Annotated in this window: 10 protein-coding genes and 1 pseudogene; 7 read left to right on the top strand and 4 right to left on the bottom strand. The window is 51.8% G+C overall.

The genetic code is table 11. The features are described from left to right. Positions 1 to 207 precede the first annotated feature (207 nt). The 3 genes from FYJ45_RS15450 to FYJ45_RS15440 all read left to right on the top strand — a co-directional run bounded on the left by FYJ45_RS15450 (position 208) and on the right by FYJ45_RS15440 (position 4,348). Positions 208 to 1,575: a hemolysin family protein gene (locus tag FYJ45_RS15450; RefSeq protein ID WP_154465536.1), complete on the top strand. Its 1,368-nt coding sequence runs from the start codon at positions 208 to 210 to the stop codon at positions 1,573 to 1,575. After that, positions 1,553 to 3,499, top strand: coding sequence for an alpha-L-arabinofuranosidase C-terminal domain-containing protein (locus FYJ45_RS15445; protein ID WP_154465534.1), 1,947 nt, complete (start codon positions 1,553 to 1,555; stop codon positions 3,497 to 3,499). The genes FYJ45_RS15450 and FYJ45_RS15445 overlap by 23 nt, the downstream gene beginning before the upstream one ends. A 66-nt stretch (positions 3,500 to 3,565) precedes the next feature. Continuing rightward, complete coding sequence (locus tag FYJ45_RS15440) at positions 3,566 to 4,348, top strand: HAD family hydrolase (RefSeq protein ID WP_154465532.1); 783 nt, start codon at positions 3,566 to 3,568, stop codon at positions 4,346 to 4,348. A 93-nt stretch (positions 4,349 to 4,441) separates the two neighbouring features. Here the strand turns inward: FYJ45_RS15440 and FYJ45_RS15435 are convergent, their stop codons facing one another. From FYJ45_RS15435 to FYJ45_RS15425, 3 genes and pseudogenes are all read right to left on the bottom strand, one after another. Then, positions 4,442 to 4,792, bottom strand: a complete 351-nt coding sequence (locus FYJ45_RS15435) for a hypothetical protein (RefSeq protein WP_154465530.1) — start codon at positions 4,790 to 4,792, stop codon at positions 4,442 to 4,444. Continuing rightward, positions 4,782 to 6,028, bottom strand: a pseudogene (locus FYJ45_RS15430) (thiamine pyrophosphate-binding protein). The gene FYJ45_RS15435 and the pseudogene FYJ45_RS15430 overlap by 11 nt, the downstream one beginning before the upstream one ends. A 116-nt stretch (positions 6,029 to 6,144) precedes the next feature. Then, positions 6,145 to 6,723, bottom strand: a complete 579-nt coding sequence (locus FYJ45_RS15425; protein ID WP_154465528.1) for a TetR/AcrR family transcriptional regulator — start codon at positions 6,721 to 6,723, stop codon at positions 6,145 to 6,147. Positions 6,724 to 6,992: 269 nt separating this feature from the next. Between FYJ45_RS15425 and FYJ45_RS15420 the strand changes: the two genes are divergently transcribed. From FYJ45_RS15420 to FYJ45_RS15405, 4 genes are all read left to right on the top strand, one after another. After that, the gene (locus FYJ45_RS15420) at positions 6,993 to 7,460 is read left to right on the top strand and encodes a MarR family winged helix-turn-helix transcriptional regulator (protein ID WP_207708428.1); all 468 of its coding nucleotides are present in this window, start codon (positions 6,993 to 6,995) and stop codon (positions 7,458 to 7,460) included. A 90-nt stretch (positions 7,461 to 7,550) separates the two neighbouring features. After that, positions 7,551 to 9,701 carry an ABC transporter ATP-binding protein gene (locus tag FYJ45_RS15415; RefSeq protein WP_154465524.1) on the top strand — a complete coding sequence of 717 codons (2,151 nt, stop codon included), beginning with the start codon at positions 7,551 to 7,553 and terminating at the stop codon, positions 9,699 to 9,701. Further along, positions 9,698 to 11,536, top strand: a complete 1,839-nt coding sequence (locus FYJ45_RS15410) for an ABC transporter ATP-binding protein (protein WP_154465522.1) — start codon at positions 9,698 to 9,700, stop codon at positions 11,534 to 11,536. The genes FYJ45_RS15415 and FYJ45_RS15410 overlap by 4 nt, the downstream gene beginning before the upstream one ends. A gap of 71 nt (positions 11,537 to 11,607) precedes the next feature. Next, a complete protein-coding gene (locus FYJ45_RS15405) occupies positions 11,608 to 12,213 on the top strand; it encodes a cytidylate kinase-like family protein (protein WP_154465520.1) in 606 nt (201 codons plus the stop codon). On the opposite strand, the gene FYJ45_RS15400 is transcribed toward FYJ45_RS15405, so the two are convergent. Then, positions 12,135 to 12,716 carry a M28 family peptidase gene (locus FYJ45_RS15400; RefSeq protein WP_154465518.1) on the bottom strand — a complete coding sequence of 194 codons (582 nt, stop codon included), beginning with the start codon at positions 12,714 to 12,716 and terminating at the stop codon, positions 12,135 to 12,137. The two genes, FYJ45_RS15405 and FYJ45_RS15400, sit on opposite strands and share 79 nt — an antisense overlap. Positions 12,717 to 12,950: the final 234 nt, after the last annotated feature.

Below are 12,950 nucleotides of genomic sequence, written 5' to 3'. Positions count from 1 at the left end.
TTTTTTGAGGAAAAAACATGTTACTGTTCACTCAGTACTGTGCATTTACTGCACAGTACGTAAGAAAGTGATTCAAGAGTGCATAAATCCCATTGCCGCAGGCAATTTTTAATGGATTTATGCAGTTACTGGTGTGAACAGTAACAAAAACACTGCCCTCCGGCGGCAAAGGCGCCGGCATTACAAAAAGAAAAGGAGAGATTAACTTTGAGTTCCATACCAAGACAGTTATTGTTGCAGATTATTTTGATTTTATTGAACGCCTTTTTTGCGGCGGCGGAGATTGCGGTGGTTTCCCTGAACACAACGAAGCTGCGCAGGCAGGAGGAGGAAGGGGATAAAAAAGCGGGAAAGCTTCTGAAGCTGGTGGAGGAACCGGCCTCATTCCTGTCTACCATCCAGGTGGGCATTACATTGGCCGGATTCCTGGGAAGCGCCTTTGCGGCGGATAATTTTTCCGAATATCTGGTGAGATGGATTTATGATGATATTGGTTTCAGGGGACTGCCGGAGAAAGCGCTGGATACCATATCAGTTATTATCATTACCATCATCCTGTCTTATTTTACACTGATATTCGGCGAGCTGGTGCCCAAACGGATCGCCATGCAGAAGTCCATGGAGGTGGCAAAATTCAGCAGCGGCGTTATTTCCGGCGTTGCGGTGGTTATGAGGCCTGTGATATGGTTCCTGTCCTTTTCCACCAATACCGTGCTGCGGATACTTCATATGAAAACGGAGGCGGAGGAGGAATCCGTTACGGAGGAGGAAATCCGCATGATGGTGGATTTGGGCGGTGAAAAAGGCACAATTGACCAGGAGGAACAGGAATGGATACAGAACGTGTTCCGTTTTGATGATATATCCGTACGGGACGCCATGACCAGGGAGCCGGACGTGGTTGCCTTTTCCCTGAAGGAAACCGAAGAAAATATCCTGCGCACCATCCGGGAAAGCGGCCTGTCCCGTTATCCTGTGTATGAAGAGGATATTAATGATGTCGTCGGGATTTTAAATGCCAGGGATTATCTGCTCAGTAGAAACGGCGACAGCTCCGCCGGGCTGCAGGAGCTGCTGCGTGAGCCTTATTTTGTACCGGATACCATTCATGCGGACGATCTGTTCCGTGATATGCAGAAAAATAAAATCCATATCGCAATTGTTATCGACGAGTACGGCCAGACGGCGGGAATCATAACCATGGAGGATCTTCTGGAGGAAATCGTGGGAAATATTTATGATGAGTTCGATCCCGCCCAGCCTCCGGAAATGGTCCGGCTGGAGGATAACCTTTGGCGGGTTTCCGGCAGCGTGGACATAGAGGATCTGGCACAGGAGCTGGATATTGACCTGCCGGAGGATACGGATTATGATACTGTTGGAGGCATGATTTTCAGCTGCCTGCGCTCTATCCCCGCGGATGGAAGCCAGTTTGACGTGCAGGTAAACGGCCTGGCCGTCCATGTGGAGCTGCTGGAGGATCAGCGGGTAGAAACAGCGATAATCAGTAAAATCATGCCGGAAAGTACAGCGGAAGAAAAGGGGAAACAAAATGAATCAGGTAAAAATCAGTAAAAATGTGAAAACGCCCATACAGCCGGGGATGTTCGGCCTGTTTTTTGAGGATATCAATTATGCGGCCGACGGCGGGCTGTATGCGGAGATGCTGGAAAACCGGAATTTTGAATTCCAGGAATCCAGGGGGTACTATGATCATTACAGCCAGGATTTCGACGGGCTATATGGCTGGAGCGCCTGCCGCGGCCAGGGAAAGCTGGCGCTGGATACGCAGAAGCCGCAAAACGAAGTAAACCCGCATTATCTGCATTTTACGGCGATGGCAGCCGGGGACGGTTTTACAAATAAGGCATACGACGGCATCTGCCTGAACAAAGGGGAGAACTACCGCGTCAGCTTCTGGGCCAGAACGTCTGCCTTCGGCGGCAAGGTACTGGTGCATGTGGAAAAGGACGGTCAGCTTTATACAGATCAGGCAGAGATCGCTGGACTGACCGGGGAGTGGAAAAAATATGAGCTTACGCTGACAGCGGCCGCGCAGGTGAGAAGCGCTTCCTTTGTCATATGCCTGTCTGAGGCCGGCTGTGTGGATTTTGACATGATTTCCATGATGCCGGAAAATGCGGTGTGCGGCCTGTTCCGCCGTGATCTGGCGGAGCTGTTAAAGGAACTGCAGCCGGGATTCCTGCGTTTCCCCGGCGGCTGTATCGTGGAAGGCAATACGCTGGATAACCGGTACCGCTGGAAGGAAAGCGTGGGGCCTATGGAAGAGCGCCGGGTGAACTGGAGCCGCTGGTCCGTCCATGACACCAAGGAAGAGTGCGGCTATAAAACGCCTTTTTCCCATTATAACCAGACGCTGGGAATGGGATATTATGAATATTTTATCCTGTGCGAATATTTGGGGGCCTCACCGGTTCCCGTGATGAATGTGGGCCTGGCCTGCCAGTATCAGTCCACCCAGAAGGTGGCCTCGGACAGTGTGGAATTTAAGGAGTTTGTACAGGACGCCCTGGATCTGATTGAATTTGCAAATGGGGATGCTTCCACAAAATGGGGGGCGCTGCGCGCTGCCTGCGGACATCCGGAGCCTTTCGGGCTGCGTATGCTGGGCATCGGGAACGAGCAGTGGGAAACCGAAGAGGTGGATTTCTTCCATAGATATGAGCTGTTCGAACAGGCGATTCATGAAAAATATCCGGAAATCCGGCTGCTTGGTTCCGCCGGGCCCAATGTGAATTCCAAAGAATATGAAGCGGCCTGGAACTGGATCCGTCCGGCGGCAGAGAAAAAAGAAAATTTTGTCTATGCGGTGGATGAGCATTATTATGTGCCGCCAAAGTGGTGTTTTGACAACACGGGCTTTTATGACAATTATCCCCGTAATGTAAAGGTGTTTGCAGGGGAATATGCGGCGCATCCCCAGGGTATAGAAGACATCGCCCTGCGCAATAATATGGAAGCGGCGCTTGCGGAGGCGGCTCTGCTTACAGGAATCGAACGGAATGCGGATGTAGTGGTGCTGGCCTGTTATGCGCCGTTATTTGCAAGAATCGGGTATACCCAGTGGTCGCCGGATCTGATTTGGTTTGACGATGTTCATGCCTATGGAACGCCCAGCTATTATGTACAGAAGCTTTACAGTGTACATACGGGGCAGGAGGAACTGGAAATTAAACCTGCGCTGGGAGAAGGGCTGTATACGGCGGTCAGCTATGATCGGGAACAGGGTGAAGTGATTGTAAAGCTGATAAATGCCGGAGAGAAAGCTGAAACGGTGAGCCTTGGGCTGGAGGAATGGAGCTGTTCGGGTAAGCTTACACGGATCGAGCTGTGTGCGGACAGCCTGCAGCAGGTGAATTCCATTGCTGCCCCGGACAGGATTACAGATCGGCAGACCCGGGAAAGCTTTGCAGGAAATGAAGTGAGCACGGAAATAAAGCCGTACTCCGTAACCGTACTGCGGATTGCCGCAGAATAAGGAAAGTCAGGTGCTGCTGCGGGCTGTGGACAAAACACCGGTAGGCGCCTGGGGACTGGAGCTGGAATGATAAAAGTACTTTGTCTGGATTATGATAATACGGTTTTTGACCACCGCCTCGGTAACATCCCGGAAAGCGCCAGGGAGGCGCTGGAGGCCGTGAGGGGAAAGTGCAGGCTGGTGCTTGCCAGCGGGCGTTTTTTCAACGATGCGTGGAACGCGCCTATTAAAGAGCTGGTAAAGCCTGACGGCATCATCCATTCCAACGGCTCCCTGGTGGAAGCGGAGGGAACCGTGCTGAAGGAAACCTACCTGGATCCGAAGCTGCAGAAGGAGGTGCTGGACTTTGCCTACGCCAATGATTTATGCCTGGGCGGCCAGCATGAGGGAAAATGGTATACCACCAACCCGGAAAAGCAGGCGGCCCGGTGGAAGGGCAAGGAGCACCTGTTCCTCCGGGAAATGTACGATGCCAGAGAGCTTTATGAAATCCCCATGCACGCGCTCTATCTGGATGACTCTGTGGAAGCGGCCAGGCTGGTGGAACAGACCTTCCCGGCGCTGCGCACGCCCATAATGAGCGAAATTACAGGAGGCGCGGATGTCATCCCGGCACATCTCTCCAAAGCTTATGGGCTGGAGCTTCTTTTGGAGCATTGGGGCATACGCCGGGAGGAATCGGCGGCAATCGGCGACAGCATGAATGACTTTGAAATGATACAGGCCGCCGGGATCGGAATTGCCATGGGCAATGGCATACCGGCTTTGAAGGAGGCCGCGGATTATGTGACGACGGATATCAGCGAGGATGGCCTGAAGAATGCATTTCATTATCTGGGGCTGCTATAGGAATCCGGGGCTGTTATAGAAAACGAAGGAAAAAATAAAAGGCGGAGGAAGCAGCGGCTTCCTCCGTTCCTTTTGTCTTCAGCGCCAGAAAGCTTATTCTCCGCGAAGGCTGATCTCCTCCGTCCCCACGCTCCCGCCGCGCACAATTTCGATCCGTCCGGGGAACAGGGACTGAAACAGGGATACCAGATCGTCATTTTTCAACTCTGTCTGTACACTTTGTAGCAGCGCGGCAGACGGACCATAGTCAATCACCAGGGTACCCAGGACATGGGACAGTCTGAACAGCTCCGTCATATCCTGTTGACTGCAGCCGCTGACCCGGAGGAACATGAGCTCCTTTAAATGTACGGGAATCCCGGTAAAATCCATTACCTTGATTACCTCAACGCTCCGGTTCAGCTGCTTTTTAATCTGTTCAAAGGTGCGGTCGTCACCGGTCAGCCCGATGGTAACCCGGTAGATGGAAGGGTCCTCCGAGGGTCCCCGCCGGGACTATGGGCATGACATTTTCTTCTCTTTCAATCATAAATTCAATAACCGTGGGGCCGTTTTTCCTGTTCCTGGCTTCCAGCAGCGCCGGTTCTATGTCCTCAGGAGTGGTTACCCGGATGCCCCTGGCGCCATAGCTTTCCGCAAGCCTGATGAAATCCGGCGTATATTCAGGACAGTTTTCCCCGGGGCCGGTGCAGGGGACAGGGCAGCTTTTCCGGTACCGCAGGCAGGTGGAGGAATAGCGTCTCTGATAAAACATCTCCTGCCACTGCCGCACATTCCCCAGACAGCTGTTGTAAAAATACAGATGATAACAGGAAGCTCATAAACAACCGCAGTTGCCAGTTCCTGCAGATTCATCTGCATGCCGCCGTCGCCTGTGATCACAAGGACATCTGTGCGGGGATTTTCCAGGCTGGCTCCAATGGCCGCCGGAAGTCCATAGCCCATGGTGCCCAGCCCGCCGGAGGTCAGAAGCCTGCGGTGCTCATCAAGCGCAAGGAACTGCGTTGCCCAAAGCTGGTTCTGTCCCACATCCGTAGCGATAATGGCGTTCTCAAAGCAGTGATTGACCGCCTGCAGAATGGCCTGGGGAGAAAGGGCAGAGGGCTTCATGCGCAGGGGATGCTGCTGCTTCCAGCGCTCAAGCTGCGCCAGCCATTCCCCGGTAGGAAGCGGCTCTGCCTTTTCCAGCAGGGTGGAGATTGCGCTTTTTGCATCGGCCACAACAGGGATATCTACGGCAATGTAAAAGGCCTTTTTGATGACGCTACCAAGCTCTTCGCGTCTGCGTACCGTTACGGCATATTTTGTAATGCTCCTTGTAATGCCCACAATATTCACCTCCTGAAAGGAATCGTTTCCTATCAGCCCGGTGGGAACCTGCCCGGTAAAGCATACGAGAGGGACACTGTCATAGTTGGCAGTGGCGATTCCCGTTACAAGATTGGTGGCTCCCGGCCCGCTGGTTACCAGACATACTCCTGTTTTTCCGGTAGAACGCGCATAGCCGTCCGCAGCGTGTACCAGACCCTGTTCATGGCGGGGCAGGATAACCTTGGGTACAGCGGCTCCATACAGCGCGTCGAATAAATCGATTGCCTGGCCGCCGGGATAGGCAAACAGGGTGTCCACCTGCTCCGCCTGCAGTGCTTTTACAAATAGTTGGGCTCCGGTTATCTGCATTATTTTCAGCCTCCTTTAAGTTCACGGCGTCTCAAATTTGATGCCCCGTTGCTTGCGGTGTGGTGTTTGACTATCCTGTCATCCAGATATAAAAATCTCTTTCCCATCCGTTTCGCTTAACAACGGGGAATTCCGCTGATAAACAATTCCACGCTTTTGCGTATGAATCCGTCCTTATCCTCCGGCGACAGCTTCTGCTCAAAGGATGCCTTTAAAAAAGTAAAACCAAAGGTGGCGGAAAAAATCGTCATGGACAGGCTGGGGAAGTCCAGGGAAGGAAGCTTTCCTTTCCTGTGCATTTCCTGGAAATATTCGGTCAGGGCGGATAAAAAGGCCTGTGGGACCTTCATAATATAAGGGGCCGCCTCTTCATAAAGCTGCGGCGCGCGCAGGCCGATGGAAAGATTGACGAAATCCGGCGTAATCCGTTCCATATAAGCGCTCATGAATATTTCCAGATCGGGCTGCAGCTCCCATACCACATCCTGGAAAATATCCCGGGAAATATTCCCCCGCCATTTCTCCTGCCCAATGCCGGTCAGGGCGATATCCTTTTTGCTGCCGAATTTCCGGAAGAGGGTACATTCGTTCACACCGGCCAGCTTTGCAATATCCTTTGTGGTGGTGGCCACATAGCCCTTATCCCGGATCAGGGTCATTGTCGCATCAATTATTTTCTGACTTGTTTCGTCCATCCATTCCTCCATGCAAGTACATGGTTTCATTTGATTCTACCTGATAAATCCGATTATTTCAATAAGTAACAGCAGGAGCTTATCGGGAAACAGCAGAGGACTTACCGGAGTTTTTTTGTGCGGATTGATGGATTCTTTATAGTTTTTTTATACTTTTTTTCTAAAAAAAGAATTGTATTTCAGGCAGGGAGAGACTATAATCTTTAACCAAAGCAACTATTAACAATGTTAAATATTGCAGCTGCAAACAGTCGCGGAAAGGAATGGAAATGACGACGGATGAGATGCGTATTGATTTGCTGAGAACAACATTTCGGTACGGGCGGGTGAATATGGGAATAAGGCTTGGAAACATTACCCATGGAGAATTCACGGCTCTTCAGATGGTTCATATCTATATGAAGAGGAATCCTGACGCCAGCGGAATCAGTGTATCCGAGCTTGCCCGCTGTTCCTTTATGTCGCCGCCCGCCATGTCAAGGACATTGAAATCCGTCGAAGAAAAAGGGCTTGCAGAGCGGATGATTGACAATAAAAACAGGAGGAAAACCTATGTCCGTTTAACGCAGGCCGGAGAACAGGCCCGGCAGTACGCCTGGGAGGTATCCACCGAGTATATCAACCGGGTGATGGAGGAGATGGGGGAAGAAAAAATGGATGCGTTCCTTGCCTTGTGGAAGGAGCTGGTAGACATCATGGAGAAAAACATCGGAATGGTTTCGGAGAATCCTTCTTAGAGCGTGCCCCGGAATTATGGAAAAGTAATTTCAGAGACGTTTTTGAAGGAATGGCACAGAAGGAACAGCAGAAAGGAGAAATAGGAAAGAATGTGGAAATTGTTTAAACACCTGGGCGAGCATAAGGCTGCCGTCCTTTTAATCATTCTTCTTTTGGTAGGTCAGGCGTATTGCGACCTGGCGCTGCCTTCCTACACCTCGGATATTGTGGACGTGGGAATACAGCAGGGAGGTATTGAAAATGCCGTCCCTGAAAGAATGAGAGAGGAAACCTTTGACAGCCTGTCCCTGTTTTTGACGGAGGACGAAAAAAACGAGGCCCTTCAGGCTTATGATCTGAAGGACGGCATTTATGAACGGAATACCTCGGATAAGGAAACGATTGACCGCCTCAACCAGGATTTCGGAATGCCTATGGTAATACTCAGTTCCATTCAGGAGTCCGGGCAGACGGACATGGCCGGCCTGAAGGAAATGATGGCGGCAAAGGGAATTGACGATACAAAGCTGCAGGAAATGAAAAAACAGGCAGCTGAGGAAATGGGAGATATGAGCGATTCCATCATCACCCAGAAAGCCATTCTTTTTATTAAGGCTGAATATGAAGCCATGGGAATGGACCTGAATGATGTGCAGATGAACTACCTGCTTTCTACCGGAGCCAAAATGCTGGGCCTGACGCTTCTTATGATGGCGGCGGCCATACTGGCGGGCCTTCTGTCCTCCAGGACGGCGGCAAAGATAGGTATGGATCTGAGAGGAAAGGTTTTCACCAAGGTGGTTTCCTTTTCCAGCAATGAACTGAATAAATTCTCCATCGCTTCCCTGATAACAAGGAGTACCAATGATATCCAGCAGGTACAGATGGTAGAGGTCATGCTGCTGCGTATGGTGCTTTATGCGCCTATCATCGGTATCGGCGGCATTGTCAAGGTAGCCAGTACCAGAACCGGGCTGGGCTGGATTATCGGCGTAGCGGTTGCGGCAATTTCCGTGGTGGTTTTGATCCTGATGCAGATAGCCATGCCGAAGTTTAAAAAAATGCAGTCCCTGGTTGACCGGCTGAACCTGGTGTCCAGGGAAATACTCACCGGCGTGCCCGTTATCCGCGCCTTCAGCCGTGAGAAATTTGAAGAAAAAAGATTTGAAACAGCCAATAAGGATCTGATGAGAACCCAGCTGTTCACCAACCGGGTTATGACCTTCATGATGCCCCTGATGATGATGATCATGAACTGCATTACCGTTATGATTATCTGGTTCGGCGGAAAGGGGATCGATGCGGGAAACCTCCAGGTGGGCGATATGATGGCGTTTATTACTTATACTATGCAGATTGTCATGGCCTTCCTGATGATTACCATGATTTCCGTCATGCTGCCCCGTGCCGGCGTGGCGGCGGAACGTATCCAGGAGGTGCTGGACACCCGGCCCAGCATCCATGATCCTTCCGCCTCCAGGGACGGTGAGCTGGAAAAAGCGAAGGGCGAGCTTACCTTTGAGGATGTGTCTTTCCGCTATGAAGGGGCGGCGGAGGATGCGCTGGAGCATATCAGCTTTACGGCAAAGCCGGGAGAAACAACGGCGATTATCGGAAGCACCGGCTGCGGCAAATCCACGCTGATCCACCTGATTCCCAGATTTTACGATGTGACGGCGGGCCGGATATTGATTGACGGCGTGGATGTCCGGGAAATTTCCCAGCATAAGCTGCGCAGCCTGCTGGGCTTTGTACCCCAGAAGGGAAATCTGTTCTCCGGGGATATCGCCTCCAACATCAAATACGGCGGTTCCCATATTTCAGATGAAAAAATGATAGAAGCGGCGGAAATCGCCCAGGCCACGGAATTTATCGACAGCAAGCCCGAAGGCTATGAAAGTCCCATTGCTCAGGGCGGAAGCAATGTATCGGGCGGGCAGAAGCAGCGTCTGTCCATCGCCAGGGCCATCGCCAAGGATCCCAAGATATTCCTGTTTGACGACAGCTTTTCCGCGCTGGACTACAAGACGGATATGGTTCTGAGAAAAGCGCTGCATGAAGAAATTGAGGACGCCACCATTATTATTGTGGCGCAGAGAATCAGCACCATCCTTCATGCCAATCAGATTATCGTTCTGGATGACGGCAAAGTCGCCGGCATCGGCACCCATGAGGAACTGCTGGCAACCTGCGGGGCATATCAGGAAATCGCCCGTTCCCAGCTGTCTGAGGCGGAGCTGAAAGGAGGAAGCGCATCATGAGTGAAACACAGAGAAGACCCCCCAGAATGCATGGCCCGGGCGTCCGGATGGGCGGTGAAAAGGCCAAGGATTTTAAAGGCACCATAAAAAAACTGGTGAAATATATGGGCCGTTACTGGCCTGCCTTTGTGGCAGTGCTTATTTTTGCGGTGGGCAGTACCATATTCGGCATCATCGGCCCCAAGATTTCGGGGAAAGCCACCACAGAGCTTTTCAACGGCCTGGTTGCCAAGGTTTCCGGCACCGGCAGCATTAATTTCGAACGTATAGGTCATATCCTCCTGCTTCTGTTGGGACTGTACGTGCTCAGCGCGGTGCTCTCCTTTGTACAGGGGCTGATTATGACAGGTATCTCCCAGAAGCTGGCCTACCGCTTCCGGCAGGAAATCTGTGAAAAAATCAACCGTATGCCCATGAAATATTTTGAGAGCAGAACGGTAGGCGAGGTCCTTTCCCGTATTACCAACGATGTGGATACGCTGGGGCAGAGCCTGAACCAGAGCATCACCCAGCTGATTACCTCTATCACAACCATGATCGGCGTCCTGATCATGATGCTGAGCATCAGCCCCCTGATGACTCTGATTGCCATAGTCATCCTGCCCATTTCCGCAGGCCTGATTGGGATTGTGGTAAAAAAATCGCAGAAGTTCTTCGTGGCGCAGCAAAGATATCTGGGCGAAATCAACGGCCAGGTGGAAGAGGTTTACAGCGGCCACAATATCGTGAAAGCGTATAACAAGGAAGAGGATGTGGAAAAGACCTTCCATGATACCAATGATATTTTGTTCCAGTCCGCATGGAAATCCCAGTTCCTTTCCGGCCTGATGCAGCCCATCATGACCTTTGTAGGAAATCTGGGCTACGTATCCGTGGCGGTTCTGGGAAGCATCCTGGCCGTGAGAGGAACCATTACGGTAGGCGATATCCAGGCGTTTATCCAGTACGTAAGAAACTTTACCCAGCCTATTACCCAGCTGGCGCAGGTATCCAACATGCTGCAGTCCACAGCGGCCGCGGCGGAGCGTGTTTTTGAATTCCTTGAGGAAGAGGAGGAAGAACAGCTTGCGCAGAATCCGGTGCACCTGGAATTCCCCAAAGGCAGGGTGGATTTCCAGAATGTGGTATTCGGCTACAACCCGGATAAGGTGATCATCCATAACTTCAACTGTTCCGTGAAGCCGGGCCAGACAGTGGCTATCGTAGGCCCCACCGGCGCCGGGAAAACAACCATGGTGAAGCTGCTGATGCGTTTTTACGATGTGAACAGCGGCGCTATCCTGGTGGACGGCCACAATGTAAAGGAATTCAACCGGAGCGAGCTGCGTGAGATTTTCGGCATGGTGCTTCAGGATACCTGGCTGTTTAAGGGCACTATTATGGAAAATATCCGGTACGGACGGCTGGATGCCACGGACGAAGAGGTTATTGCGGCGGCCAAGGCGGCCCATGCGCACCGGTTTATCCAGACGCTTCCCGGCGGCTACCAGATGGAGCTGAATGAGGATGCCAGCAACGTATCCCAGGGCCAGAAGCAGCTTCTCACCATTGCCCGCGCTATTCTGGCGGACAATAAAATCATGATTCTGGACGAAGCAACCAGCTCCGTGGATACCAGGACGGAACAGCAGATCCAGAAGGCTATGAATCATCTGATGGAAGGCAGAACCAGCTTTGTCATCGCCCACAGGCTTTCCACCATCCGTGATGCGGATCTCATACTGGTGATGAAGGATGGCGATATTATAGAACAGGGCAATCATGAGGAACTCCTTGCAAAGAACGGATTTTACGCGGAGCTTTACAATTCGCAGTTCGTAGATGCCACTGCGTAATGCAAGAGGCTGCAAATCACAGTTACAGGACAGTACAGCAGCCTTGCGGCAGCAGAAAAGGAGACGGAAAAATGGCTCATCTGAGAACAATTACAATTGAAAGACAATATGCCAGCGGCGGCCGTGAAATCGGGAAACGGCTGTCGGAGAGGCTGGGCATCCCTTTTTATGACGGGCAGCTTCTCATGCTGGCGGCTGAAAAATACGGCCTGAACCCCGGCGTGGTCAAGGCAAACGATGAAAAGGTAAATAAAAGCCTTCTGTATACCGTGGCGTCCGCCGTGGAAAATTTCCGGGGAAATGAAAGAGGCATGATGCCTTACCGGATTTACCAGGCCCAGGCGGAAACCATACGCCGTCTTAGCATGGAAGGCCCCTGCATTTTTATCGGCCGCTGCGCGGGCGAGGTGCTGCGGGGGAAATGCAGAAGCCTGAATGTGTTTATTTATGCCTCCTCTATGGCGGAGCGCAAAGAACGCGCCAACCAGATTGACAATATCGCCATGGTGGAAACGGAGGATTACATCCGTATGAAGGACAGACAGCGCAGGGATTATTATAAACAGTATACGGACAGGGAATGGGGAGATCCCATGAACTATGATCTGTGCCTGAACAGCACAACGCTGGGATATGACAGATGCGTGGAGCTGATTGAAAGGGCATTGATGCGGTAGGGCAGCTCCCTGCCCGACAGCTTCTCTGCCATCGCGAGTAAAACGGCTACGCCGGAGGCATTGTCCAAAGCGCCCGGGGTTCCCGGTTTGGTGTCAATATGCGCTGAAAAACATACCTTATGTTTTCCGCTGCCATAGACGGCAATTACATTGGCGGCCTTTGCAGGGCGACGTTCCGCGTTCGGCGTAAGGGCTGCGGGAAGCCCGCTGCATAGCCGGGGCAGGCTTTCCGGAAGAACCACGGCGCAGGGTACTTCAAAGTCCCCGTCCTCAATGACCGGCACAAAGCGTTCCGGAGAAAGACTGACGGTAAGCACCGCCTTAACGCCGCCGTTTTCCAGCAGGGAGATGATTTCCCTGTGTTCCTCCGGATTCCAGAATACAAAGCCTTTGGGCATCAGCGGTTCCGATGCCAGCTCACCACAAAGCAAAACGATTTTCCCGGCGACAGGCGCGCGCCGCAGCTCCTCCCGTGAACTGACGCAGAGAAGCTCTCCCTGCACGCATACTCAACCGCCGTATGGTTTGCCTCTGAGCCAGTGGGCCTTGCACCGATTTCCTTACAAAGTACGTTCAAATGCCTTTCGATATTTTTCCGTGTTTCCATGTCTTTTTCCTCCTAGTATAATAATGGTGTAGTCAAGAACGACTACTGGTTAACAGTTACAAAGTCCAATCTAATAAATCTATATAGATATAACGGAAGGAGGAGTTCCCCCTCCATCAGAAGTTATAGG

This window comes from Eisenbergiella porci, from assembly GCF_009696275.1.
Lineage (GTDB): Bacteria > Bacillota > Clostridia > Lachnospirales > Lachnospiraceae > Eisenbergiella > Eisenbergiella porci.
This window is presented reverse-complemented; position numbering and strand designations above follow the sequence as displayed.